Consider the following 24,053-nt stretch of genomic DNA (forward strand, 5'->3'; position numbering starts at 1 on the left):
CTCAGGCTCGGCACATCGCCGTGACAGGGCGGTTGTCGAGGCTCTTGGCATGCGAACCAATCTCGGCAACCTGCCCGCGCGTCGGCACCTGCCGGTCACGGCCGCAGCATCCTCGCCCGGCGCCGCGGCCCGCCTCACGACCGGCCCGTCCGGGGCGCCCTCCTCCTCCGAGGCGCCACCGGTGCTCGACGTCGTCGTCCCCGTCCACAACGAGGAAGGCAGCCTCGGCCCCTGCGTGCGCCGCCTGCACGCCCACCTGGAGGCCACCTTCCCGTACAGCTTCCGGATCACCGTCGCGGACAACGCCAGCACCGACCGGACCCCCGCGATCGCCGGGCAACTGGCCGCCGAACTGCCCGAGGTCGTGTCCTTCCGGCTGGAGCAGAAGGGGCGCGGGCTGGCGCTGCGCACCGTGTGGACCGCCTCGGACGCACCGGTGCTGGCGTACATGGACGTCGACCTGTCCACCGACCTCAACGCCCTGCTCCCGCTGGTCGCCCCGCTGATCTCCGGCCACTCCGACCTGGCCATCGGCTCGCGGCTCGCGCAGTCCTCCCGGGTGGTGCGCGGTGCCAAGCGGGAGTTCGTCTCCCGCACGTACAACCTGATCCTGCGCGGCTCGCTCGCGGCGCGGTTCTCCGACGCGCAGTGCGGCTTCAAGGCGATCCGCGCGGACGTCGCGCAGCGGCTGCTGCCGATGGTCGAGGACGGCGGCTGGTTCTTCGACACCGAGATGCTGGTCCTCGCCGAACGTGCCGGGCTGCGCATCCACGAGGTGCCGGTGGACTGGATCGACGACCCGGACAGCAGCGTGGACATCGTGCGCACCGCGGCCGCCGACCTGCGCGGCGTCTGGCGGGTGGGCCGCGCGCTGGCCACCGGGCGGCTCGCCCTGGACCGGCTGCGCCGGCCGTTCGGCGAGGACCCGCGCGACCGCGAACTGTCGGGCGTACCAGCCGGGTTGGCCCGCCAGCTGGTCGGGTTCTGCGCGGTCGGCGTCCTCAGTACGCTGGTCTACCTCGCCCTCTACTTCCTCTTCCGCGGCGCCATGGACTCGCAACTCGCCAACGCGCTGGCGTTGTTGCTCTCCGCGCTCGGCAACACCGCCGCCAACCGGCGGCTCACCTTCGGGGTGCGCGGCCCCGGCCGGGCGGTCCGCCACCAGGCCCAGGGGCTGGTGGTGTTCGCCATCGGCCTCGCCCTGACCAGCGGTTCGCTCGCCGCCCTGCACACCGCGGTGCCGCATCCCGCGCACCGCACCGAACTCGCCGTGCTGATCGCGGCGAACCTCGCGGCCACCGTGCTGCGCTTCCTGCTCTTCCGCGCCTGGCTCTTCCCCGACCGCACCGACCCGTACGGCCGGACCGGCGGCCCTGAGTCCCCCGCCGATGCCGGATCCGGCGCGGTCCTCGCCGATGACCTCGCCACCGTCCGTCCCGCTCCCGTCGGCCCCGCGCCCGGAGTTCCCGGTGCTTCCGGTGACCGCGACGACCGCGGTGACCTCGGCGGATTCGACGACCACGACCTGAGGAGTGCCCGATGACCTCCCCGAGCGACGCCCACGCGCTGGACGGCGCGGCCCGCCCGGCCGCCCTCGATCCCGTCGCCGACCCGGTCGGGCCCGCCGCCCCCGAGGCCCCGAGCCGCGCGCAGCCGACCTCCGCGGTCGCGGCCCGCGCGGCGCGCCGCGGCCTGCACCGGATCTGGCGCGGCAAACCCGAGGACCCGGCCTGGGCCCGGCCGGCGTTCCTGGGCCTGCTGGTGGCGACCCTGGTGCTCTACCTGTACGACCTGGGCGCCTCCGGATACGCCAACTCCTTCTACTCCGCAGCCGTCCAGGCGGGCAGCCAGAGCTGGAAGGCGTTCTTCTTCGGCTCCTCCGACGCGGCGAACTCGATCACCGTCGACAAGCCGCCCGCCGCGCTGTGGCCGATGGGCCTGTCGGTACGGCTGTTCGGGCTGGGCTCGTGGCAGATCCTCGTACCCGAGGCGCTGATGGGCGTGGCCACGGTCGGCGTGCTCTACGCGGCGGTCCGGCGCCGGTTCGGTCCGGGTGCGGGCCTGATGGCCGGCGCGGTGCTCGCGCTCACCCCGGTCGCGGCGCTGATGTTCCGCTTCAACAACCCCGACGCGATGCTGGCGTTGCTGATGGTCACGGCGGTCTACCTGGTGCTGCGGGCCGTCGAGGACGCCCGCACCAAGTGGCTGCTGCTCGCCGGGGCCGTCTTCGGGCTGGCCTTCCTGACCAAGACCCTCCAGGCGTGGCTGATCCTGCCGCCGCTGGCCGTCGTCTACGCGTTCTGCGCGCCGACGCCGCTGCGCCGCCGCCTGCTCCAGGTGCTCTACGCGGCCGTGGCGATGGTGGTCGCGGGCGGCTGGTGGGTGGCGATCGTCGAGTTGTGGCCGAAGTCGTCCCGCCCGTACATCGGCGGCTCGCAGGACAACAGCTTCCTGTCGCTGACCTTCGGCTACAACGGCTTCGGCCGGATCACCGGCAACGAGACCGGCAGCGTCGGCGGCGGCGGGGGACCCGGCGGCAACGGCGGCGGCATGTGGGGCGCCACCGGCATCGGGCGGCTGTTCAACTCCGAGATGGGCGGGCAGATCGCCTGGCTGCTGCCGGCGGCGTTCGCCCTGCTGGTCGCCGGGCTGTGGATCACCCGCAGGGCGCGCCGCACCTCGGCGACCCGGGCGGCCTTCCTGGTCTGGGGCGGCTCGTTGCTGATGACCTTCGTGACGTTCAGTTACATGTCCGGCATCTTCCACCAGTACTACAACATCGCCCTCGCGCCGTACATCGCGGCCGTGATCGGCATGGGAGCCTCCCTGCTCTGGCAGCGCCGGGAGCACATCGCGGCCGCGTCCGTCCTCGCGATCACCGTCGCGGGAACGTCCGTGTGGGCGTACGCCCTGCTGCACCGCTCGCCCGACTGGCACCCGTGGCTGCGCATCGCCCTGGTCGTCGCCGGTGCGGTGGCCGCGCTCGCGCTTCTCGCGGGCGCGCTGCCCGGCATGGCCACGACGCGGATCGGTGCCCGGCTCGCGGTCGGGACGGCGGTGGTCGGTATCGCCGCGGCGCTGGGCGGGCCGGTGGCGTACACCCTCCAGACGGTCGGCACCGGGCACGAGGGGTCCATCGTGACCGCCGGGCCCGCCGTGCAGGGCGGCATGGGCGGGTTCCCCGGCGGCGGTGGTGTCCCCGGTGGTGGCAAGGGCCGCGCGGGCGGCGGCTTCCCCGGCGGTGGCACGAGCCCGTTCGGGCAGGGCCGGACGCCGGGCCAGGGCCAGGGGCAACTGCCCGGGCAGGGCCAGTTCCCCGGTCAGGGACAGGGCGGGACGCCCGGCCAGGGCCAGACGCCGGGCCAGGGCACCAACGGCATCCCGGGCGGCGGCACCTCCGGTGAGGGTGCGGGCGGTTTCCCCGGCGGCGGAGGCGGGATGGGCGGCCTGCTCGACGGCGCCCAGGTCAGCTCGGCCATGAAGTCCCTGCTGCTCAAGGACGCCGGCAAGTACACCTGGGTCGCGGCCGCGATCGGCTCGCAGAATCAGGCGAGCTACCAACTGGCCACCCAGAAGCCGGTGATGTCGATCGGCGGCTTCAACGGAAGCGACCCGTCACCCACGCTCGCGCAGTTCGAGAAGTACGTGGCAGACGGCCGCATCCACTACTTCATCGGCGGCGGCACGGGAGGGGGCGGCAGCATGGGCGGCAGCAACGCGTCCTCCGCGATCAGTTCCTGGGTCCAGTCGCACTACACCGCCAAGACGGTGGGCGGCACGACCGTCTACGACCTCACCGCGCCCAAGTGACGCGCTGAGCCGGCAGCGGCGCGGCACGGACCTCCCGTGCCGCGCCGCGCCGTACCGCTGTTCAGGCCAGCCGGGCCGGGAATCCGCCGGTGGCGATCGGGCTCCAGCGTTCGGGGGTGATCCGGATCAGGGACTTGCCCTGGCGGATCATCGCCTCGCGGTACTCCGCCCAGTCCGGGTGCTCGCCGGAGATGTTGCGGAAGTACTCCACGAGGGGTTCCACCGACTCGGGCACGTCCAGCACCTCGGCGCTGCCGTCGACCTGGACCCACGGTCCACCGAAGTCGTCGGAGAGCACGATCACGCTGACCCGCGCGTCCCGCTTGGCGTTGCGCGTCTTGGCCCGCTCGGGGTAGGTGGAGACGACGATCCGCCCGGAGTCGTCGACCCCGCAGGTGAGCGGTGAGCCCTGCGGGCGGCCGTCGGCACGGGTGGTGAGGAGGATCGCGTGGTGCCGGGGCCGGACGAACTCCAGCAGTCCGTCCCGGTCGACTGTGGTGTTGGTGGCGATGTTGGGAGCCATGCCCGCACCCTACGCCGGGCCGGCCGGCCGGGGCGGAGGCAGCGCCCCCGCCCGGCGGGCTCGGCTGCCCCCGTGTGTGGGTCCCGGCGTGCGGCCTCGGCCGTCCCCTGCTCCGGCCGCCGCCAGGACCCGTACCCGTGCCGTACGCGCCGACCTCTCCGCTGCGGGTCGGCGCCGTACGACCGGGAGTTGACTCCCCGTGGTGTTCTCCCCCGCTTCCTCGCCTTCCCTGCCCGGATGTCTCCGCACCTTTGATTGCCTTGAGCAACCGTAGGGAGGAAAGGTTGTAGGACGCAAGTGCTGCGGGCCGGTCGAGTGCGAGGTCACAGGAGGGCGGCAACAGGGCCGGGAGCCGGATCCGCGAGGGAGCCGGCCCCGCGGCCGGGCGGGAGCGGTCAGGAGGAGGCGGCGGTGAGCGCGGCCACCTCCTGCGCGGTCAGCTCCAGGTCGGCGACCGCGGTCAGCGACGGCACCTGCTCGGCCGTGCGGGCGCTGGCGATCGGCGCGACCACCGTCGGCTGCGCGGCCAGCCAGGCCAGCGCGACCGTGCCGACCTCGGCGTCGTGGGCGGCGGCGACCTCGTCCAGCGCCTCCAGCACCTTGGGGCCGCTGCCCTGGGTGAGGAAGCCGGCCGCCCGAGGGGCGCGGGCGCTGTAGACCTCGGTGGCGCCGGGGCGGTACTTGCCGGTGAGGAAGCCGGAGGCGAGGGCGTAGTACGGGGCGGTGGACAGGCCGCGGGCGGCGACCAGGTCGGCCAGCGGGCCCTCGAACTCGTCGCGCTCGACCAGGTTGTACTTCGGCTGGACGATCTCGTAGCGTGCCAGGCCCTCGCGCTCGGAGAAGTCCAGAGAGGCGGCCAGCCGCTCGGGTGAGATGTTGGAGGCGCCGATCGCCCGGACCTTGCCCTCCCGCACCAGGGCGTCCAGCGCGGTGATGATCTCCTCGACGGGCGTCGAGAGGTCGTCGCGGTGCGTGTAGTAGAGGTCGATGTAGTCCGTCCGCAGCCGGCGCAGCGACGCCTCGACGCCCCGCTTGATCGTCTCGGACCGCAACCCGGCGGCATCGGCGTGGCTGCCGACCTTGGTGGCGAGCACGATGTCGTCGCGCCGGCCGCGCCGGGCCAGCCAGCTGCCGAGTATCGTCTCGGACTCCCCGCCGGAGTTGCCCGCCACCCAGGCCGAGTAGACGTCCGCGGTGTCGATGAAGTTGCCGCCGCGCTCGGTGTACGCGTCCAGGACGGCGAAGGACTGCGGCTCGTCGGCCGTCCAGCCGAAGACGTTGCCACCGAGGGCGAGGGGGAAGACGTCGAGCGCAGAGTTACCGATGCGTGCCATGTGGTGAGGTAACTCGCGGGGGGTGCGGGTTATTCCGCCGACACGCTAGGGTCTGGCGGCATGTCGAACTCCTCGCCCAACCCTGAGAACAACTACGACCCGGCCGGCAGCACCCAGATGTTCCGTGCCTTCGTCGACGAGCAGCCGCCCCCGGCGCAGGTGCAGCGCGCGCAGGGCCGCAGCCGCGCGGGCCTGGTCATCGGTGTGATCGTGGTCCTGGTGGTGATCGTGGGAGTGGTCGCGCTCGCGATGAAGTAGGCGGCCTTCCGCCTCGCGAGGAGCGGTGCGATCCGCTGGGCAGCCGAGCCCGGCGACCACTCCATCCCGTCCTACGCCTCGGCGGTCAGGCCCACCCTCAGCTGCGCAAGCGTGCGGGTCAGCAGCCGGGAGACGTGCATCTGGGAGATGCCGACCTCCTCGCCGATCTGCGACTGCGTCATGTTCGCGAAGAACCGCAGCATGATGATCTGCCGCTCGCGCGGGGGCAGCTGGGCCAGCAGCGGCTTCAGCGACTCGCGGTACTCGACCCCTTCGAGCGCGGTGTCCTCGTACCCCAGCCGGTCGGCCAGGGTGCCCTCGCCGCCGTCGTCCTCGGGCGGCGGGGAGTCGAGCGAGCTGGCGGTGTAGGCGTTGCCCACCGCGAGGCCGTCGACCACGTCCTCCTCGGAGACGCCGAGGCAGTTGGCCAGCTCGGCCACCGTCGGCGAGCGGTCCAGCTTCTGCGACAGCTCGTCGCTCGCCTTGGTCAGCGCCAGCCGCAGCTCCTGCAACCGGCGCGGGACCCGCACCGACCACGAGGTGTCGCGGAAGAACCGCTTGACCTCGCCGACGATGGTGGGCATCGCGAAGGTCGGGAACTCCACCCCGCGCTCGCAGTCGAACCGGTCGATCGCCTTGATCAGGCCGATCGTGCCGACCTGGACGATGTCCTCCATCGGCTCGTTGCGGCTGCGGAAGCGGGCCGCCGCGTACCGCACCAGCGGGAGGTTCAGCTCGATGAGCGTGTCGCGGACGTAGGTGCGGTCCGGGCTGCCGGCCGGCAGCTCCGCGAGGCGCAGGAAGAGCGAACGGGACAGTGTGCGGGTGTCGATGGCATCGCTGTGCACAGCGTCATGCGGTACGTCTGCGTCGGTTGCGTCGGTACGAAGCATCTTGGGACTGCCCAACTGTACGGACATGCCACCCCCTTGAGGTCGCGGACGGGCGTCGCGAGCGACGGTTGTTCCTCCACTGGAATACCGGAGGTCCGGCCGTCACAAACGCGCTCCCCGCAGAATGTCACATGTCGGCAACACGCTGTAGCGTCATGTCGACTTATCTGTGCAGGTGGCTTAATCCCGGTGGGTTACGATTCGAGCTGGTTTGCGGACCTCAGCCGGGCGAAGCTCCGCGACAGCAGCCGGGACACGTGCATCTGCGAAACCCCCAGCTCGGCGCTGATCTGTGACTGGGTCAGGTTGCCGAAGTAGCGCAGCAGCAGGATGCGCCGCTCGCGCTCGGGTAGTTGCACCAGCAGATGCCGGACCAGGTCGCGGTGCTCGACGCCGTTGAGCGCGGGGTCCTCGTAGCCGAGCCGGTCCAGCAGGCCGGGGGAGCCGTCGCCCTCCTGGGCGGCCTCCAGCGAGGTGGCGTGGTACGCGCGGCCGGCCTCCAGGCAGGCCAGCACCTCGTCCTCGGACAGCCGGAGCCGCTCGGCGATCTCCGCGGTGGTCGGGGAGCGGCCGTGCAGCACCGTGAGGTCCTCGATCGCCCCGCTGACCTGCACCCACAGCTCGTGCAGCCGGCGCGGCACGTGCACGGTGCGCACGTTGTCCCGGAAGTAGCGCTTGATCTCGCCGACCACGGTGGGCATCGCGAAGGTGGGGAACTGCACCCCGCGGTCGGGGTCGAACCGGTCGATCGCGTTGATCAGGCCGATCGTGCCGACCTGGACCACGTCCTCCATGGGTTCGTTGCGGCTGCGGAAGCGGGCGGCGGCGTACCGCACCAGCGGCAGGTTCACCTCGATCAGCGCGGCCCGCACCCGGCTGTGCTCGGGCGTACCCGGTTCCAGCTCCACGATCTGGTCGAAGAGCACCTGGGTCAGCGCCCGCGCGTCGGCCGCGTTGCTGTTCGGCGCCCGCGTCCTGCCGCGCGGATACGTCGCTGCCGGCGTTGACGCCGACGTTGACGCCGACGTTGACGTCGTTCGGGCCGGCACCGCCACACCACTCCCCTTATCGGTCCACTCCAGCCTGCTGCGGGCACAGCATCCGCCGAACATCCGTCAAAACGTCCAGCAAAGCGGTCATAGCATCACCATTCATGAGTGCTTTGTGCAAGCACCGCATATTGCCGTGTTGTAGGAACGGACCCCGGCCCGGGGCGGCACGGAAAAGCCCCCCGCCGGGGACGGCGGGGGGCCGGTGCGCACGGGTGTGCGACGGGGGCGGGGTCAGATCTCGTAGTCGGCGATCACCCAGGTGGCGAACTCCGACCAGGGGGCGACCGCCGCCTGGTGTGCGGGGTGTTCGAGATAGCGGGTCAGGGCGCCGGTGTCGGCGACGGAGGAGTTGATGGCGAAGTCGTAGGCGATCGGCCGGTCCGTCACGTTCCAGCCGCACTCCCAGGACACCACCTCGGGTACCTGCGCGCCGAGTTCCGCGAAGCCGCGGGCGCCCGCCACCACACGTTCCTCGTCCCGGCTCACGCCCTCGTTCAGCTTGAACAGCACCAGATGCCGGATCATCGCCACTCCTCGCGTCTTCCTTCGGCCATCAGTTGGCCAGGTCGTGCATGAACTGCCCAAGGCTCTTGGCGGCGTTCGAGATCCCGACGAACCCCACCTGCACAAGATCGGCTGCCCGGGCCGGCTGGTCGATGATCGTGTAGAGCACGAAGATCACCAGCACGTAGGTGGCGATCTTCCTCGCCTGCGCCATGCTCCTTGGCCTCCCAGCAGCGACTCGGCACCAGCGGTCACAAGTGTGCAATCGCCGAATTCTATCCGCCGTACGGAGTAACCAGACGACCGGACAGCATCATCATCCGCAAAAAATAAGAGGATCGCGAGGCCTTACGGGTGACGGCGCGAGGCCCCCGCCGGTCCGTTCCGGCGGGGGCCCCGTGTCTACCTGCGGTGCGGCGGACGGACCGTCACTTCACCTCCGCCGTCCCGGCAGTGGTACCCGCACCGGATCCGGACGCCGCCGCGGACCCGGCCGTACGCCGGCGCCGGGCCAGCAGCCAGAAGGCCGCCGCGCCCGCGACCAGCACGGCCGGCACCGACACGCCCGCGATCTCGGCGCCGCTCAGCCGGAAGTCGTCCGAGCGCGTCGCCGCCAGATCCGGACCCGCCGACCCGGAGGCACCGCCGGCGCCCTTCCCGCCCGCCGACGCCGACGCCGCGTCCGGGCCGGAGGCGGTCGCCTTGGTCCGCGGGGCGACCCGATCCGAGCCGGGCAGGACCGTCATGCGCCCCGGCGCGACCTTGATCGGGACCTTCACCGCCACCGATCCGTCCGCGCCGAGCAGCACCGCGCGCTGCTGCGGCCTGGCGAAGTCGAACATCGAGTCGAGCGAGCCCGCCTTCGCGTCGAACGAGCCGTCGCCGATCCGCCCGGTCCCCCAGTTGTCCTCGATGAAGCGCAGCACGGACGACTGGGTGGTCTGGGTGTGATCGATGTGGTTCTGCCTGCTGTAGGGCGAGATGACCAGCAGCGGCAGCCGCGGCCCCGGACCGCAGCGGTCCAGGTAGCCGGCGGATGCGGCCGGGCCGGAGGTGCACATCGCCGTGTCGGCGCCGGAGTCGGTGGAGCCGTTGCCGACCGGCGCGGCGACCTGGTCGTACCACCCGTCGGAGTCGTCGTAGGCGACGACCACCGCGGTGCTGGACCACTCCGGTGACTTCTGCAGGGCGTTGATCTCGCTGGTGAGGAAGTTCTGCTCGTCCAGCGGGTCGGAGTAGGCCGCGTGGCCGTCCTGGTACTCGCCGGCCTTCAGGAACGACACGGCCGGCAGGTTCCCCGCGGCCAGCGTGCGGTCGAAGTCGGTCAGGTCGTACTGGTGGTTGGCCTGGTCCTGGTGGCCGATCGCCGACGTCGACGTCGGCGGCAGGTGGTGCGGGTTGGCGGTGGACGCGAAGTACTGGAACGGCTCGTGGTGCGGCGAGTAGTCCACCGACGAGGCGCCGCCGACGTTGGCGTGGGTGGCGCCGCAGACCGCCTTGCCGCCTGGGGACGAGGTCGGCGCGAAGCCGCCCTGGAACCAGCCCCACGTGACGTTCCGGGCGTTCAGCAGGTCGCCGATGTTGCGGCCCTGCACGGCGGTGAGGTCGCTGGTCGAGGTGTGGTTGTTGTCCGAGCAGTCGTCGTACGCCGGGTCCGAGTCGCCGTAGACCGTGCCGACGCCGGTGGTCGGGTCGGGGCTGCGTACCGTGCCCGAGGCCGACGGGGAGCGCTGCGCGCCCGTGGTGGAGTCGACGGTGATGCCGCCGTGGGTCTGCCCGGAGATCAGGCCGAGCGCGCCGGGGGTGGACGGCCCGAACACGTCACCGAAGCTGTTGTCGCTGAGCGCGTAGTTCTGGGCGTAGTTCCACAGGGCCGTGACGGTGTTGCCGTCGTAGTAGTCCATGGTCAGGCCCGGGCTGCCGTACAGCCCCGAGCAGCGGTCGCTGCTGGTGTGCTGCACGAACTGGTCCATCGCGCCGTTGTCGTAGGCCTGCTGCTCGGGGGTGTAGCTGTGGTTCTGGTCGCAGGTCAGCGCCTCGGAGTCGGCCAGGCGCCGCGGCTGGTACTGGTTCGGGTTGGCGGTCAGCAGCTTGGAGCCGTCGCTGAGCAGGTTCACCGGCGTCTGCGTGCCGGGCGCCGCCGTGAAGGAGGTGCCGTCGGTGTTGGCGGCCTTGGGGTACGTCCCGAAGTAGTGGTCGAAGGAGACGTTCTCGTCGAAGAGCACGACGAGGTGCTTGATCGGGGAGGCGGTGGCCAGGGTGCCGGACGCGGGTGCCGCGGGGGTCGCCGACGCCGCGGGCGCGACCGTGAGCGCGGCGGCGAGCGTGACCGCGGCGGTCAGCGCCGTGGCCGCCAGCGCGCCGGGCAGGCGCCGCCCGCGGGGCCGCCGTGGTGCGAGGTGCATGGTGGTTTCTCTCATGTCGGATGTGCCGGTCCTGCGGCCGGCCGTGGTGATGGTGCGCATCTCAGGACACCGCCAGCGACGTGGTGACGGTCCGGGTCGAGGTGCCGTCGGAGACCTTGACGGTGACCCGGTAGCGGCCCGGGGAGCGGTACGCGTGGCTGCCGAAGGCGGAGTAGTCGCCGGACGCGCCGAGCGCGAGCACCGTCGCGGTGCCGCTGTGGCCGTCGCCCCACTCGACGCTGACCCGGTAGTCGGCCGCGCCGCCGCCCGCGCCGCCGGACAGCGTCACGAGGTCGGCGTTCACCTGGCGGCCGCTGTGGTCGGGAAGCACCGCACTTGCCTGCAGAGGAGCCGCGTCCGCCGGCGAGGTGCCGATCGCGAACACGTGCATCACGCCGTTGTCGGTGGCGGTCGGCAGCGTGACGCTGGCGATCGTCTTCCAGGGGTCCAGCTTCTGCGGGCTGGTGCCGTAGACCATCGCGGGCGTGTTGTCCTGCGTGCCGTTGGCGTTGTCGCGGTGGGCGGTGGTCAGCACCGTGGTGTTGGCGCCCGAGGGCAGGTTGGGCGAGGTCCAGTCGTTGAGGTCGACCGGGACGTCCTGGTGCGTGCCGTCGGTGTAGTCGACCGACGCCATGCCGGCGGACGGACCGTTCGTGGCCGCCCCCAGGAAGGAGATCTGCCCCGCGCGCACCCCGCCCATGGCGATGGTCTGGCCGTGCGGGATCCAGTTGTCCGGTGCGCCCGCGGCCGTGTCCGGCCAGGTGTACGTCACCGATGTGCCCGGCAACGCGACCGTGGCGCCGGGCGCCGGCAGCAGCCCCGCCTGGTAGCTGTTGTTCGAGGCGTCGAAGCTGCCGGTGTCGCCCTCACCCGAGGGCGTCGCGCCGATGTTGTTGTAGGCGTCGCTGCCGTCGGAGAAGGACGGCGGGACGTCGTCCTTCCCGGTGCCCCAGCTGCCGGGGTGGTCCGACATCGTGAAGTCCACGGTGCCGCCCTTCTGCGCGAACGACTGCGGCAGCCAACTCGCCGAGCCGGCCCGGCCGTCCACCCGCATGCCGGTCACGTACCGGGAACTGTCGCTCTGCCCGGGCGCGTTGAGCGTGTACGTCCGGTGCGACGGGCCCGAGCTGGTGATCTTCACCGAGCTGAACGCCGGTCCCGACACGACCAGTTCGGAGCGGCCGTAGACCGCCGGGAACACGCCGATCGAGGACCACACGTACCAGGCGGACAGCGCGCCGAGGTCGTCGTTGCCGAACAGCCCGTCGGGGTCGTTGTCCGTCCACAGCGCGTCGCGGATCTCCTGGTTGACGTCCGCGGTGCGGTCCGGGCGGCCGATCCAGTTGTAGAGCTCCGGGTCCTGCGAGTCGATCTCGTTGGACATGTAGGCGTAGGGGCTGTTGGAGCCGGGGTTGGCCTGGGTGGAGCCGGGCGCGAGGTTGCTGAAGAACGCGTCCAGTTGCGCCTCCACCTGCGCGGCGCCGCCCTTCTTCGCGACCAGCCCGGCGATGTTCTGCGGCACCATCCAGCCGTACTGCGCGCCGCTGGCCTCCGCGAACTGCCCGGTGTTGACCTTGAGGTTCACCCCGCGGTCGAAGCCGTTCTTGTTGCGGGGCGCCAGCGCGTCCTGCCCGGTGTCGAAGAGGTTCTGCCAGCCCTGCGCGCGCTGCATGAACGTCCCGTAGGCGCTGTCGTCACCGAGGCGCTGCGCCATCTGCGCGATGCCGAAGTCGTCGACCGTGTACTCCAGGTCGCTGGATGTCGGCCAGGCGATGCCGTTGGTGTCGCTGTCGAAGCCGAGCGCCGCGTACTGGTAGAAACCCTGGCGCCGGTTGGTGACCGGCACGCCGCCGGCGGGCGCGTTCGGGGCGTCGTTGGGCACCAGCGTCTGGCTGTCGACCATGCTCCGCAGCGCGCCGGCCCGGTCGTAGTCGGTCGCGCCGAACGCGTCCATGCTCGCCAGCACCGAGTCCAGCGAGTCGCCGTCCATCTTGTTCTGGGCGGAGTCGAGCATCGGCCAGTTGAACCAGCCCGCCTGCGTGGCGAGATCGGTGATCGACTGGTTCATGTCCGAGGCACGGTCCGGGAAGAGCAGCGCGATCAGCTGGGCCTCGTCGCGGTAGATGTCCCAGCCGGAGTACGTGGTGTACTCGTGGTGGCCGGGCTTCACCGCGTGGAGCTTGCCGTCGTAGCCGGTGTACTGCCCGTCGGCGTCGTCGAAGACGTTCGGGTGCAGGGTGGCGTGGTAGAGCGCGGTGTAGAAGGTCTCCAACTGCGCCGACCGCGCGGTGCCGGTGGGCTTCCCGCCGCCGACCCGGATCTGCCCGAGCGTGCTGTCCCACGTGCGGTGGGCGCTCGCGCGCAGCGCGTCGAAGCCCGTGTGGCCGACCTCGCTGTCGAGGTTGGCCCGCGCGCCGTCCGCGCTGACGTACGACAGCCCGATGTCCGCCACGGTGGTGCTGCCCGGCGCGAAGCTGACGAACGCGCCCGTGCCGTGGGCGGCGTTGGACGACGCCGACACGTCCGTCGAGGCGCCCAGGTCCACGACCGCGCTCTCCGCCGAGTCCTGCCAGGTGCCGGCGGCGGTGAAGGGCGTGGTGAAGCGGGCGTAGAAGTAGGCGGTGTAGGACGGGCCGACCTTGCAGGTGGGCTGCACGGTCGTGCTGCCCTCGATGACATCGTTGCCAAGGATGCGCACGGTGGCGTGCGAACTGCCGTTCAGCGAGCCCGCGGTGTCGAAGACGAGCGTTCCGGACGCGGCCGAGGCGGGGAAGGTGAAGCGCGCGTCACCGGTCCGCGTGGTGGCGGTCAGCTCGCTCTTGATCCCGTTCCCGAGCGTCACCTGGTACGACCCGGGGGTCGCGCTCTCCTGCGCGTGGTCGAAGGAGGAGTAGTAGGACTTGATGCCGCTCGCACTCGGCACCGTGGGCAGCACCCCGCCGGGCAGCGCCCCCGCGTACGGGAAGACCGGGAAGTCCTCGGCGCCGTTGGTGCCCGCGCAGCCCGTCCCGGAGATCCGGTTCAGCGAGAAGCCGCGGATCTGGTCCGCGTCGTACTCGTAGCCGCCCTGGTTGGTGTAGCTGCCGCCCGCGGTGTTGTAGGTGGTGGGGTTGAAGTCGACCATCCCGAACGGGGTGGTGGCGCCCGGGGTGGTGTCCCCGTACGCCGACTCCGTCGTGTTGGCCGCGTGGTTGTCCTGGGTGCCGATGAACTCGTCGACGAGTGACGCGGGATCACTCGTCGCCGCCCGGGCGGACGGAGCCGCCAGGGCCGGTGGCGCGGTGAGCCCGCCGACCCCGAAGGCGGCCAGCGCGAGTCCCGCGACGCCCACCCTCCAGGATCTGCCTGCGTGGAGAGCCATGTCCGGTTGCTCTTCTCTCTGTTCGTGACCGGACCGGCCTGAGGCGTCGTACGCGAGGCCGACCGGTCGGGTGGCCGAGCCGTACAAACGTGCGGAGTACACCTCATCGTGGGAACGCCCGGGTGAACAAGAGGGGGTGGATCACCGGCAGCCCGGCGGAATGTGCATGCCCCAGGCAATTCGGGGCGGCGGCGGCCGAAGCGGGGCGTTGCGGGAGGTGCGCGGGGGGACGGTGCGCGGCGTGGTGCGGTGGCTTGTGGTGGGTGGCGCGCGACGCGCGCGCGGCGTCGTGCGGAGAAGGGCAGGCGCGGAGACGCGGAGACGCGGAGACGACGAAAGCCGGTGCGCTGGGAAGCGCACCGGCTTTCGGTCGAAGAGCGGTAGCGGTGGGATTTGAACCCACGGAGGAGTTGCCCCCTCACACGCTTTCGAGGCGTGCTCCTTAGGCCGCTCGGACACGCTACCGGGAGAGAGCTTAGCCCACGGGAGGCGATGGTCAGAAATCGTTTGGACGGAAGAAGCGGGTGAGGAGGGTCGCACTCGGGCCGGGCAGCACCTCGGCGATCACCTCGGGGCGGTGGTTGAGGCGGCGGTCGCGGACCAGGTCCCACAGGGAACCCGCCGCGCCCGCCTTCGGATCGGGCGCGCCGTAGACCACCCGCTCCAGCCGGGACAGCACGATGGCGCCCGCGCACATCGTGCACGGCTCCAGGGTGACGGCCAGGGTGCAGTCGGTCAGCCGCCACCGGCCGAGGCCGGCGGCCGCGCGGCGGATGGCCAGCACCTCGGCGTGGGCGGTCGGGTCGCCGGTGGCCTCGCGCTCGTTGTGCGCACGGGACAGCACCGAACCGTCGGGGGCCAGCACGACCGCGCCCACCGGCACATCACCGGTGAGCGGGGCGTGCTCGGCCTCCGCCAGGGCGAGCCGCATGGCGGGTGCCCAGGGGTCCCGCAGGACGTCGGGTTCGGTGCCGGACTGTGTCAGCGGACCGCCTCCAGTACGTCGGACGCCCCCAGCGCGTCGGCGATCTCGCCCAGGGCCTCCCCGGTCAGGGCGCCGTCGCCGCTCAGCGCGAGCAGTTCGGTGGCGCTCATGCCCAGGTCGGCCAGCAGTTCGGTCTCGCCGAGCGGGCCGGTCGGCACGTGGTCCTCGGAGGGCCCGGCTACGGAGTCCTCGTCGGTGTCGTCGGTATCGCCGTCCTCGGTGCCGTCGAGGTCGACAAGGTCGTCGAGGTCGTCCGCGTTCTCCGGGTCGCGGCCCAGCACCTCGTCGGTGAGCAGGATCTCCCCGTACGAGCTGCGGGCGGCGGCGGCCGCGTCGGACACATAGATCCTGGGGTCCTCTTCACCGTCGACCCGGATGACGCCGAACCAGGCGTCCTCCTGCTCGATGAAGACCAGAACCGTTTCCTCCTCGTCGCCGGCCGTACGAGCCAAGTCGCTCAGGTCGGCGAGGGTTTCCACATCGTCGAGATCGGGTTCGCTCGCTTGCCAACCGTCCTCGGTGCGCGCGAGCAGTGCGGCGAAGTACACCGTGACTCTCCCACAGGTCTCAGGCCGTCCGGACCGGGTGGGTTCCCCACTTCCGGTTCATGAGGGTTCCATGATGGTCCCACCCACTCGGCATCGTGGCAGAAACAAGGGCGTTGCGAAGGGTCTTCGACACCGCGACGTGCCAGGACTTGGTCACTTCTCGGGAAAACCCCGATGTTGGCGGACCCCCGACCGGCCCCACCGGTCACTCGACCGCCATAAGCGGTCACGCTCCGCCGATCGCACCGGGGGCGTGAAGGGACGTGAAGAGACGTGAGGGGAGTGGAGCGGAGGCGCGAGGAGACCGCGCCGAGGCGCCTCCCTGTCGCCGGCGGAACCGGCGCGCGGGTCACCAGCGGAAGGTCCGCATCCGCATCTGCTGGCGCATCCGGGCCGCTCGGGCCCGGCGGGGCTTGACCCGGTCGCGGAGTTCCTTCGCCTCGTCCAGCTCGCGCAGGAACGCCGCGCGCTTGTGACGCCGCTCCAGCTCCCGTTCGCGCTGGGCCTGTGGAAGGGCTTTGGAGCCGCGTGCGCCGCCGCTGTCGCGGCCCGTCGTGTCCGGCATGAGTGCCACCGTCCCCGCGTCTGTGTCGCGATTCCCCGGGAACCTTCCCCCGAAGGGGCGGTTTACCCGTTCGCGAGCACAGAGGGCGAGGGTGAGGAGGGCTATCCGCGGACCCGAGGGGGCCGGATACAGTCCTCCCATGCGTCTCCACGTTGTCGACCACCCGCTGGTCGCGCACAAGCTCACCACGCTGCGCGACCAGCGCACCGACTCGCCCACCTTCCGCCGGCTCGCCGACGAGCTCGTCACGCTGCTCGCCTATGAGGCGACCCGCGACGTGCGGACCGAGCAGGTCGACATCTCCACCCCGGTCGCGCCCACCACCGGGGTGCGGCTGTCGTACCCGCGGCCGCTCGTGGTGCCGATCCTGCGGGCCGGGCTCGGCATGCTCGACGGGATGGTCCGGCTGCTGCCGACCGCCGAGGTCGGCTTCCTCGGCATGGTCCGCGACGAGGACACCCTCCAGGCCACGACGTACGCCACGCGCATGCCCGAGGACCTGTCCGGGCGCCAGGTGTACGTGGTCGACCCGATGCTGGCCACCGGCGGCACCCTGGTCGCGGCGATACGCCTGCTGATCGAGCGCGGCGCCGACGACGTCACCGCCCTCTGCCTGCTGGCCGCCCCCGAGGGGGTCGAGCTGATGGAGCGCGAACTCGCGGGCAAGCCCGTGACCGTCGTCACCGCGGCGGTCGACGAGCGGCTCAACGAGCGGGGGTTCATCGTCCCCGGCCTCGGCGACGCCGGTGACCGCCTCTACGGCACCGTCAGCTAGCCCCGGCTCGCACCTGCCGGCCCTGGTGGCCGGCCACGGCACTAGCTCTTGTGTGTCGGGCCGGTCGAGGGGGTCGTGCAGACCGGCTTCGGCGGCGGCGGGTTCTCCGCGGTCACCCGGGCCGCGGCGGCCTGCGTGGGCGTGGAGAGCTTGGCGAAGGCGCTTCCGATCATCACGTCGACCGTGGTGCCCTTGCGCCGGGGATCGATCTTCACCGTGGAGCCGAGCACCTGGGTACCCGCCTCGCGCGCGGCCGCCTCCCCGGCCGGCCCGGCCACGATCAGCGCGGACTGGGTGACCTTCGCGTTGTACGGGTCGGGCGCGTTCCCGAACCGCTCCACCTTGAAGCCGCGGCTGGCGAACTGGTCGGCGGTGGATTTCGCGAGGCCGCCCCGGGTCGTCGCGTTGAGGACGTTCATCGTTACCTGCGTCGGCTGCGGCAGGGGCTTGGGCTTGCCGGTGGCCGTCGGGCTGGGCGTCGGCGCGCAGGAGGGCCTACTGGGCGCGGCGTTCGCCTTGGAGTCGTTGTCGTCACCGTTGAAGACATGGAAGAGCTGCAAGGCGCCCCAGCCGAAGAGGCCGAGTACGACTACCGCGGCGATCAGGACGGTCACGAACCGTCCGCGTCGCTTCGGCGGGCGCATACGCGGATACGAGTTGCCCGTTACCCGGTACTTCCCGCCCATCCCGGAGGGCGTCAACATGCTCATGAGCGCAGCGTAAGCGGATTGTCAGTCCATCTCCAGGACCCGAGCGTGCAGCACCTGCCGCTGCTGGAGTGCCGCGCGCACCGCGCGGTGCAGCCCGTCCTCCAGATAGAGGTCGCCCTGCCACTTCACGACGTGTGCGAACAGGTCGCCGTAGAACGTGGAGTCCTCCGCCAGGAGTGTCTCCAGGTCGAGCTGTCCCTTGGTGGTCACCAACTGGTCCAGCCGCACGGGACGTGGGGCGACGTCCGCCCACTCGCGCGTGCTCACCCGGCCGTGGTCCGGGTACGGCCGCCCGTTTCCGATGCGCTTGAAGATCACACGGAAAGCCTACCGGCCCGGCTTGTCCGGGCGCAGCCTCGACGCAGGGATGGCGTGCAGCCGAATTACCCATAGGCGTACGAAAGGTTGAACCTGCCCGGTTCGGCCGTCAGTGTGGCGGGGCTTCCGCCGGGGTGACGACCCCCCGGAGGCAGGGCCGGTGACGCGGCGACGGTTCCGGGACGGCGGGGTGACGAGGCGATGGCAGCGCGATGGCGTTCTGGTGCTGCGGTGTGACGGTGTGACGATCTGACGGCGAGGCGGCCGGACGCTCCGGACGCGGCGACCTGACGCCCGGACATCTGCCGGCCCCCGCGCGGTCAGCCGCTCGCGGCGTACAGCAGCGCCCTGGTCGGCGGGTGGGTCGCCCGCGACGGCGGCCAGATGAGCCGCAGGTGCAGCGTCGGGGTGCGCAGCGGCAGCGCGGCCAGGGCGCCGGAGGCCACCTCGTCGGCCACGGCGAACGACGGCAGCAGTGCGATGCCCATCCCGCGCCGGGCCCAGGCGCGCATCACCGCGACGCTGCCCGCGTGCACCCGCTCCACGCCCGGCCCGCACAACCGGTCGGCGGCGAGGGCGAAGGAGCAGGCGGAACTGACGTTGACCAGCAGCCGCTCCCCTCGCAGGTCCGCCGGGGCGAGCCGATCCGCGGTCGCGTGCCGGTGCCCGGGGGCGGCGACCAGCATCAGCGGCACCGGCTCCAGGTCCAGGAACTCCAGGTCGGTGCCCGAGGGCAGCGGGAAGCCGAGGCCGCCGAGGGAGTCGCCGGCGTCCAGCACCAGGGCCGCGTCGAGTTCCCCGGCGGCGACGGACGCCAGCAGCGCGGAGCGGTCGGCCTGCGAGGTGACGTCGACGGCCAGCTCGGGCCGGCGGGCGGCGAGCCGTTCCAGGATGCCGGGCACGATGGCGGCGGCGATGGACTCCAGCGCGCCGAGCCGTACCGCCGTCCGCTGCCGGCCCGCGTCGACCACCTCGCGGCGGGCCTGCTCGGCCTGCTCCAGCAGCCGCCGGCTCCACACCAGCAGCCGCTCACCGGCCGGGGTGAGCCGCATTCCGCGCGGCAGCCGTTCGAACAGCTCGACGCCGAGCGACTGCTCCAGCGTGCGGACCGCCTGCGATACGGAGGACGGGGCCAGCCCGAGACGTACCGCGGCCTCCGTCACGCTTCCGGTGCCGACGACGGCCTCGAAGGTCCGCAACTGCCGCAGCTCCATGCCAGATGCGCCTGAGGTGCCGGATGTGCCTGCGATGCCCGCAGCGCCTGCGGTGCCCGGGCTGCCCGCGTCGCCCGCGCTGTCCCTGGTCACGGTGGCGCCCGCGGTGCGAGCCGTGCGCGTCGTGCCGGACGGGCCGGGCGCCGCCCCTCGCTTCGTCATGCCCGCCATCGTCGCATTCGGTTCCGCCGAACGGAGAGTGCGAGCCAGGCGGTGGAGCGCGGCGCGGGCGCGGCGGGAGGGTGCGGGGCATGTCGCACACGCTTCCGCCTACCCTGCCGCCCCAGGCGGCGCCGCCCGCGCCGCGCACCGGGCCCGCTCTGCTCGGCATCGCCCTCGGGTACTTCATGGTGCTGCTCGACACCACCGTGCTGTCCGTCGCCGAGCCCGACCTGGCGCGCTCGCTGGGCAGTTCGACCGTCGGGCTGCAGTGGGTGGTGACCGGCTACACCGTCGCGTTCGGCGCGCTGCTGCTGTCGGCGGGCGCGGTCGGCGACCGTTACGGGGCGCACCGGGTGTTCCGCGCGGGTGTCGCCGCCTTCGGCGCCGGGTCGCTGCTCAGCGTGTGCGCGCCCGGGCTGTGGACGCTGGTGGGGCTGCGGGCGGTGCTCGGGGTGGCCGCGGCGGCCTGCGTGCCCAGCTCCATGGCGATGATCACCCGGCTGTATCCGGAACCGGCCCGCCGGGCCCGCGCGGTGGCCGTGTGGGCCGCGGTGAGCGGGGCGGCGCTGGCGGCGGGTCCGATCGCGGGCGGGCTGCTGGTCGCGCTGGCGGGATGGCGGGCGGTGTTCGTGGTGAACGTGCCGCTCGCCGTGGTGGTGCTCGCCCTGGTCGCCGGTCCCTCGGTGCGCTGCCCGCGCGGGGAGCGCCGGATCGACTGGGGCGGCCAGCTCGCCGCGTGCGCGGCGCTCGCGCTCACCACGGACGCGCTGATCGCCTTCGGCGCGCACGCGGCCGTGCACGGAGCCTGGTCGGCGGCCGGCGCGGTCGCCGCGGGTGCGCTCTTCGCGCGGCGGGAGCGGCGCAGCGCCTCGCCGGTGCTGGTACCGGCGGTGCTGCGGGCGCCCGGGATGGCGCCGATGCTCGCGGCGGGCGCGGCCGTCGGGTTCGCCCTCACCGCGGTGCTGTTCGTACTGCCGCTGTTCCTCCAGGCCACGCGCGGCTACGGCACGGTGGCCGCCGGGGCCGCCTTCCTGCCGCTGACCCTGCCCACGGCGGTCAACCCGCTGCTGGTGACGGGGCGGCTGGTGGCCCGGCTCGGGCCGGACCGGCCGGTACGGGCGGGGCTGGCGCTGCTCGTGGCGGCGGGCGGCGTGATGGCGGGTGCGGCGGGGGCGGGGGCGCCGTACCCGGTGCTCGCGGTGGGGCTGTGCGCGGCGGGCTGCGGCGTCTCGCTGGCGCTGCCCGCGCTGACCACCGCCGTGATCACGCTCGCCCCGCCCGGGTCGGCGGGTGCGGCCGGCGGCCTGCTCAACGCGGTCCGCCAGCTCGGGGCGACCCTCGGCGTCGCGGTGCTGGGCGCCTTCGTCGCGGTGCACCCCTCCGCCCGGGGCGCTGCCTGCGGCCTGCTGCTGCCGGCGCCGGCCTGTGCACTCGCTGTGGTCCTGTCCCTCGTCCTGCGTGCGGCGCGCTCCCGCCGCGCCGGCGCCTGAGCTCCGCCGGGGCGGGCCCGCCGGGGGTGGGCACCCCTCCGTCTCCGTACGCACTCGCTTGAATCGCCGATCCGGCGACCTGCGGGCAGGGTGGACGTACGACCACGAGGAGGGACGCCGATGCAGCCCGACGTTCCGCCGCTCGGCAACGCGGTCTGGCAGGTGCTGCTGGACGGCACGCGGGCGGGCGTGGCGCTGCTCGACCGCGAACTGCGCTTCCTGTACGTGAACCCGGCGCTGGCCGAGATCAACGGGGTCGACGCCGACGCGCACCTCGGGCGGCACCTGGCGGAGGTGGTGCCGGGCGTCGACTTCGACGAGCAGATCCTGCGCAGCGTGCTGGCCGACGGCGTGCCGCGCGAGGTGTCCTCCAGCGGGCAGACCCGGGCGGACTCCGCGCACGCCAGGCGCTACTGGAACGGCTGCTGCCACCGGGTCACGGACGACGCCGGCGGGGTGCTGGGGGTGGGCCTGGTGCTGCTGGAGGTGAGCGAGGACCGGGAGACCCAGCGCGAGCTGGAGCGGGCCAGGGAGCGGCTGCTCGTCCTGGACGCGGCGGCGGTGCGGATCGGCTCCACGCTGGAACTGGAGCAGACCTGCCAGGAGCTGGTGGACCTGCTGGTCGAGGTGCTGGCCGACACCGCGGCGGTGGAGGTCCTCTCGACAGGCCGCAGGGACGGGCACCGGCCGCCGCCGCACGGCACCGTCCGGCTGCGCCGGGCCGCGATGAGCGCCCGCCCCGCGCTGCGTGCGGTGGTCGCGGGCTTCGGCGAGCCCGGGGAGTACGTCGACTACCAGCCCGGCTCGGCGATCCCGCGCTGCCTGGAGACGGGCCGCCCGATCCGGATGAACCTGCTGCCCGACGAGGAGCTGAGCCGGTCCGCGCCGAATCCCGAACGGGTGGCCGCCTACCGGGCGGCGGGCATCCACTCCGCGCTGATCGTGCCGCTGGCCGCGCGCGGCGAGCAGATCGGCACGGTGACGATGATCAGGGCCGGGGACTCGCCCGGCTTCGACGACGAGGATGTGGCCGTGGCCGGTGCGCTCGCCGAGCGGGCCGCGATCAGCCTGGACAACGCCCGCCGCTACACCCGGGAGCACGGCATCGCGGTGGAGCTGCAGCGCGCCCTGCTGGCCGCGCCCGGCACCCCGAACCCGCGGGTCGACGTGGCGTCCCGCTACCTGCCGGCGGGCGCCAACGACCTGGTCGGCGGGGACTGGTTCGACACGCTCGCGCTGCCCGGCGGGCTGACGCTGCTGGCGATGGGCGACGTGATGGGCCACGGGATCGGCGCCGCGGTCGAGATGAGCCACTACCGGTCGATGCTGCGGGTCGGCGCCAGCGAGGGGGACGCGCCGGACCGGGTGCTGCGCCGCATCGACCGGCTGCTGTCGGCCGGGGGCGCCGAGCGGCCCGCGACCTGCCTGCTCGCGATCGCCGACCCGCTGCGCGGCGCCGCCTGGTTCGCCAGCGCGGGCCACCTGCCGCCCGCCGTCGTCTCGCCGGACGGGCGGGTGCAGCTGCTCGACGTGCCGCCCGGCCCGCCGCTGGGCGCGGACCTCCGCGGTTCCTACGAGACGGTCTACGCGCCCTGGCCGCCCGGGCACACCCTGCTGCTGTACACCGACGGCCTGGTGGAGCGGCGCAGCGAGGACATCGACGCGTCGCTCGCCCGGCTGGCCGGGCTGAAGCTGCCGCACGCCGACGGGCCGCTGGACGCGCTGCTGGGACAGGTGGTGAGCCGGCTGGCGCCGGACGCGGCCGAGGACGACGTGGCGGTGCTGGCCGCGCGGGCGGCGCCCGGGCACGGGCCGAGGCGCGAGCCCGCGCGGTAGGCACCGCGATCGCCCGGGTTACGCGAGCGGTAAGGCCCGCGATTCAGGGAGCACACCCCTTACCGCCGGGTCCGGCGGCCTTGTTAGCCTCGGAGGTGCACGCGCCGCTGGTGCCCCGCGATCCCGTGTCGAGGCGTATCGAGGAGTGACCCCGTGACCGAACGCAAGCCGCCAGGCGTTTCCTTCGAGACCTGGACCGACCGGCAGATCCGCGAGGCCGAGGAGCGCGGTGACTTCGCGAACCTCCCCGGCCGGGGAAAGCCGCTCGCCTCGCTGAACACCCCCTACGACGAGCTGTGGTGGGTCAAGGGCAAGATGCAGCGCGAGGGGCTGTCCTTCCTGCCGCCCTCGCTGGTGCTGCGCAAGGAGGCCGAGGACGTGGTCGACGCCGTCGCCGAGGCCCGGTCCGAGCGGCAGGTGCGGGCGATCATCACGGCGGTCAACGAGAAGATCGAGGCCGCGATCCGCCGGCCCCTGGAGGGCCCGCCGCTGAACCTGAAGCCGTTCGACGTGGAGCAGGTCGTCGCGGACTGGCGGGAGCGCCGGGCGGGCGGCGACGGACCCGCGGGTGACGGCCCCGCGCCGGGCGGGCGGCAGCCGGCGGGCTGAGCGCCCCGGGCCGCACCCGGGAGTGGACCCGCGTCCGATGCGCCGTCGCGGGCGGGGAGTTCCGGCGGGCCGTGCCGCCTGATAGGCATGGCCCGTGCGATTCGACGCGGTACCCAAGCCGCCGCCCGTCGAGGCCAGACCGCGGGACGAGCGCGGCTACCCGGTTCCCGCGATCACGCCGTGGCAGGGCGAGCAGCCGCAGTTCGCGCTCACCGACCATGCGCGCAGCGCGGACTGCGCGCGGCACCGGCTGTGCTCGGTGTGCGGCACCCCGATGCCGCGCGGCCCGGTCTGGCGGGTGGTGGGCGCCGCCGAGGCCGAGGCGATCGCCGACGCGCGCGCGGCGGGCCGCCCGTACCGCAACCTCGCGCCGACCACCGAGGGCCCCGGGCACCGGGCATGCATGCTCTATGCCTCGATGGTCTGCCCGTACCTGGCCCGGCCCAACGCCCGCCGTGGCGCGGACGCCGAACACCCCGACGGCATGACCGCGCACGTCGTGCGGGGCGCGACGCGCGGGGTGCTGGGCGCGGTGGTCGGCTTCGCGGAGTTCGAGTACGCGGTGACCGCGCAGCGCACGCTCTTCCGCTTCCTGGACGTGGTGGAGTTCCTGCCGCACGAGACGGCCGACACCCACCTCGGCGCGCTGCGGGCCGCGCTCGACGACCCGGAGGTGTGACCCAGGTCTCACCTTGCGCGTG

At 72.9% G+C, this 24,053-nt stretch carries 22 protein-coding genes and 1 tRNA gene; 8 read left to right on the forward strand and 15 right to left on the reverse strand.

Annotation, left to right across the window (positions count from 1 at the left end; translation table 11 throughout):
* The first annotated feature begins 49 nt into the window (after nt 1-49).
* Both C4U44_RS14225 and C4U44_RS14230 read left to right on the forward strand, forming a co-directional pair.
* Nucleotides 50-1,543 (forward strand): bifunctional glycosyltransferase family 2/GtrA family protein, encoded by a 1,494-nt coding sequence (locus C4U44_RS14225; RefSeq protein WP_235032067.1) that lies wholly within the window; start codon nt 50-52, stop codon nt 1,541-1,543.
* On the forward strand, nt 1,540-3,810 hold the full coding sequence (locus C4U44_RS14230) for an ArnT family glycosyltransferase (protein WP_103886121.1): 2,271 nt from the start codon (nt 1,540-1,542) through the stop codon (nt 3,808-3,810). The genes C4U44_RS14225 and C4U44_RS14230 overlap by 4 nt, the downstream gene beginning before the upstream one ends.
* A gap of 61 nt (nt 3,811-3,871) precedes the next feature.
* Here the strand turns inward: C4U44_RS14230 and C4U44_RS14235 are convergent, their stop codons facing one another.
* A complete protein-coding gene (locus C4U44_RS14235; protein WP_103886122.1) occupies nt 3,872-4,333 on the reverse strand; it encodes a PPOX class F420-dependent oxidoreductase in 462 nt (153 codons plus the stop codon).
* A gap of 395 nt (nt 4,334-4,728) precedes the next feature.
* A complete protein-coding gene (locus C4U44_RS14240) occupies nt 4,729-5,667 on the reverse strand; it encodes an aldo/keto reductase (protein ID WP_103886123.1) in 939 nt (312 codons plus the stop codon).
* Nucleotides 5,668-5,727: 60 nt separating this feature from the next.
* On the opposite strand from C4U44_RS14240, the gene C4U44_RS14245 reads away from it, so the two are divergent.
* Nucleotides 5,728-5,925 carry a hypothetical protein gene (locus C4U44_RS14245; RefSeq protein WP_103886124.1) on the forward strand — a complete coding sequence of 66 codons (198 nt, stop codon included), beginning with the start codon at nt 5,728-5,730 and terminating at the stop codon, nt 5,923-5,925.
* Nucleotides 5,926-5,996: 71 nt separating this feature from the next.
* Here the strand turns inward: C4U44_RS14245 and C4U44_RS14250 are convergent, their stop codons facing one another.
* The 10 genes from C4U44_RS14250 to C4U44_RS14290 all read right to left on the reverse strand — a co-directional run bounded on the left by C4U44_RS14250 (nt 5,997) and on the right by C4U44_RS14290 (nt 16,238).
* A complete protein-coding gene (locus C4U44_RS14250; RefSeq protein ID WP_103886125.1) occupies nt 5,997-6,845 on the reverse strand; it encodes an RNA polymerase sigma factor SigF in 849 nt (282 codons plus the stop codon).
* 167 nt (nt 6,846-7,012) lie between these two features.
* On the reverse strand, nt 7,013-7,867 hold the full coding sequence (locus C4U44_RS14255) for an RNA polymerase sigma factor SigF (RefSeq protein ID WP_235032068.1): 855 nt from the start codon (nt 7,865-7,867) through the stop codon (nt 7,013-7,015).
* Between the two features lie 234 nt (nt 7,868-8,101).
* Nucleotides 8,102-8,395, reverse strand: coding sequence for a Dabb family protein (locus C4U44_RS14260; RefSeq protein ID WP_103886291.1), 294 nt, complete (start codon nt 8,393-8,395; stop codon nt 8,102-8,104).
* Between the two features lie 28 nt (nt 8,396-8,423).
* A complete protein-coding gene (locus C4U44_RS41915; RefSeq protein WP_200823243.1) occupies nt 8,424-8,588 on the reverse strand; it encodes a hypothetical protein in 165 nt (54 codons plus the stop codon).
* Nucleotides 8,589-8,802: 214 nt separating this feature from the next.
* Nucleotides 8,803-10,779, reverse strand: coding sequence for a phospholipase C (locus C4U44_RS14265; RefSeq protein WP_103886292.1), 1,977 nt, complete (start codon nt 10,777-10,779; stop codon nt 8,803-8,805).
* A gap of 61 nt (nt 10,780-10,840) precedes the next feature.
* The gene (locus tag C4U44_RS14270) at nt 10,841-14,140 is read right to left on the reverse strand and encodes a GH92 family glycosyl hydrolase (RefSeq protein ID WP_103886127.1); all 3,300 of its coding nucleotides are present in this window, start codon (nt 14,138-14,140) and stop codon (nt 10,841-10,843) included.
* 378 nt (nt 14,141-14,518) lie between these two features.
* Nucleotides 14,519-14,605: transfer RNA gene (locus C4U44_RS14275), tRNA-Ser, on the reverse strand.
* 31 nt (nt 14,606-14,636) lie between these two features.
* On the reverse strand, nt 14,637-15,071 hold the full coding sequence (locus C4U44_RS14280) for a nucleoside deaminase (protein WP_103886128.1): 435 nt from the start codon (nt 15,069-15,071) through the stop codon (nt 14,637-14,639).
* 50 nt (nt 15,072-15,121) lie between these two features.
* On the reverse strand, nt 15,122-15,673 hold the full coding sequence (locus C4U44_RS14285) for a tRNA adenosine deaminase-associated protein (protein WP_103886129.1): 552 nt from the start codon (nt 15,671-15,673) through the stop codon (nt 15,122-15,124).
* A gap of 349 nt (nt 15,674-16,022) precedes the next feature.
* A complete protein-coding gene (locus tag C4U44_RS14290; protein WP_103886130.1) occupies nt 16,023-16,238 on the reverse strand; it encodes a hypothetical protein in 216 nt (71 codons plus the stop codon).
* 139 nt (nt 16,239-16,377) lie between these two features.
* Here C4U44_RS14290 and upp point away from each other — a divergent pair, with 139 nt between their 5' ends.
* Nucleotides 16,378-17,013 (forward strand): uracil phosphoribosyltransferase, encoded by a 636-nt coding sequence (gene upp, locus C4U44_RS14295; protein ID WP_103886131.1) that lies wholly within the window; start codon nt 16,378-16,380, stop codon nt 17,011-17,013.
* A gap of 41 nt (nt 17,014-17,054) precedes the next feature.
* On the opposite strand, the gene C4U44_RS14300 is transcribed toward upp, so the two are convergent.
* The 3 genes from C4U44_RS14300 to C4U44_RS14310 all read right to left on the reverse strand — a co-directional run bounded on the left by C4U44_RS14300 (nt 17,055) and on the right by C4U44_RS14310 (nt 19,417).
* Nucleotides 17,055-17,723 carry a LytR C-terminal domain-containing protein gene (locus C4U44_RS14300; RefSeq protein ID WP_103886132.1) on the reverse strand — a complete coding sequence of 223 codons (669 nt, stop codon included), beginning with the start codon at nt 17,721-17,723 and terminating at the stop codon, nt 17,055-17,057.
* Nucleotides 17,724-17,744: 21 nt separating this feature from the next.
* Nucleotides 17,745-18,041, reverse strand: coding sequence for a type II toxin-antitoxin system VapB family antitoxin (locus C4U44_RS14305; RefSeq protein ID WP_093712089.1), 297 nt, complete (start codon nt 18,039-18,041; stop codon nt 17,745-17,747).
* A 320-nt stretch (nt 18,042-18,361) separates the two neighbouring features.
* Entirely contained in the window at nt 18,362-19,417 is a 1,056-nt protein-coding gene (locus C4U44_RS14310) for a LysR family transcriptional regulator (RefSeq protein ID WP_235032069.1), read from the reverse strand.
* 89 nt (nt 19,418-19,506) lie between these two features.
* Between C4U44_RS14310 and C4U44_RS14315 the strand changes: the two genes are divergently transcribed.
* The 4 genes from C4U44_RS14315 to C4U44_RS14330 all read left to right on the forward strand — a co-directional run bounded on the left by C4U44_RS14315 (nt 19,507) and on the right by C4U44_RS14330 (nt 24,031).
* Complete coding sequence (locus C4U44_RS14315; protein WP_103886134.1) at nt 19,507-20,907, forward strand: MFS transporter; 1,401 nt, start codon at nt 19,507-19,509, stop codon at nt 20,905-20,907.
* Between the two features lie 120 nt (nt 20,908-21,027).
* Entirely contained in the window at nt 21,028-22,743 is a 1,716-nt protein-coding gene (locus C4U44_RS14320) for a SpoIIE family protein phosphatase (protein WP_103886135.1), read from the forward strand.
* Between the two features lie 153 nt (nt 22,744-22,896).
* On the forward strand, nt 22,897-23,352 hold the full coding sequence (locus C4U44_RS14325) for a DnaJ family domain-containing protein (RefSeq protein WP_103886136.1): 456 nt from the start codon (nt 22,897-22,899) through the stop codon (nt 23,350-23,352).
* 94 nt (nt 23,353-23,446) lie between these two features.
* Complete coding sequence (locus C4U44_RS14330; RefSeq protein WP_103886137.1) at nt 23,447-24,031, forward strand: hypothetical protein; 585 nt, start codon at nt 23,447-23,449, stop codon at nt 24,029-24,031.
* The last annotated feature ends 22 nt before the right edge of the window (nt 24,032-24,053 follow it).

Source organism: Actinacidiphila yanglinensis, from assembly GCF_900107965.1.
Lineage (GTDB): Bacteria > Actinomycetota > Actinomycetes > Streptomycetales > Streptomycetaceae > Actinacidiphila > Actinacidiphila yanglinensis.

Bases quoted from the DNA above. Each gene is read 5' to 3' on its own strand.
- C4U44_RS14225 (WP_235032067.1), top strand. From the start codon at position 50: ATGCGAACCAATCTCGGCAACCTGCCCGCGCGTCGGCACCTGCCGGTC.
- C4U44_RS14230 (WP_103886121.1), top strand. From the start codon at position 1,540: ATGACCTCCCCGAGCGACGCCCACGCGCTGGACGGCGCGGCCCGCCCG.
- C4U44_RS14235 (WP_103886122.1), bottom strand. From the start codon at position 4,333: ATGGCTCCCAACATCGCCACCAACACCACAGTCGACCGGGACGGACTG.
- C4U44_RS14240 (WP_103886123.1), bottom strand. From the start codon at position 5,667: ATGGCACGCATCGGTAACTCTGCGCTCGACGTCTTCCCCCTCGCCCTC.
- C4U44_RS14245 (WP_103886124.1), top strand. From the start codon at position 5,728: ATGTCGAACTCCTCGCCCAACCCTGAGAACAACTACGACCCGGCCGGC.
- C4U44_RS14250 (WP_103886125.1), bottom strand. From the start codon at position 6,845: ATGTCCGTACAGTTGGGCAGTCCCAAGATGCTTCGTACCGACGCAACC.
- C4U44_RS14260 (WP_103886291.1), bottom strand. From the start codon at position 8,395: ATGATCCGGCATCTGGTGCTGTTCAAGCTGAACGAGGGCGTGAGCCGG.
- C4U44_RS41915 (WP_200823243.1), bottom strand. From the start codon at position 8,588: ATGGCGCAGGCGAGGAAGATCGCCACCTACGTGCTGGTGATCTTCGTG.
- C4U44_RS14265 (WP_103886292.1), bottom strand. From the start codon at position 10,779: ATGCACCTCGCACCACGGCGGCCCCGCGGGCGGCGCCTGCCCGGCGCG.
- C4U44_RS14270 (WP_103886127.1), bottom strand. From the start codon at position 14,140: ATGGCTCTCCACGCAGGCAGATCCTGGAGGGTGGGCGTCGCGGGACTC.
- C4U44_RS14280 (WP_103886128.1), bottom strand. From the start codon at position 15,071: ATGCGGCTCGCCCTGGCGGAGGCCGAGCACGCCCCGCTCACCGGTGAT.
- C4U44_RS14290 (WP_103886130.1), bottom strand. From the start codon at position 16,238: ATGCCGGACACGACGGGCCGCGACAGCGGCGGCGCACGCGGCTCCAAA.
- upp (WP_103886131.1), top strand. From the start codon at position 16,378: ATGCGTCTCCACGTTGTCGACCACCCGCTGGTCGCGCACAAGCTCACC.
- C4U44_RS14300 (WP_103886132.1), bottom strand. From the start codon at position 17,723: ATGAGCATGTTGACGCCCTCCGGGATGGGCGGGAAGTACCGGGTAACG.
- C4U44_RS14310 (WP_235032069.1), bottom strand. From the start codon at position 19,417: ATGACGAAGCGAGGGGCGGCGCCCGGCCCGTCCGGCACGACGCGCACG.
- C4U44_RS14315 (WP_103886134.1), top strand. From the start codon at position 19,507: ATGTCGCACACGCTTCCGCCTACCCTGCCGCCCCAGGCGGCGCCGCCC.
- C4U44_RS14320 (WP_103886135.1), top strand. From the start codon at position 21,028: ATGCAGCCCGACGTTCCGCCGCTCGGCAACGCGGTCTGGCAGGTGCTG.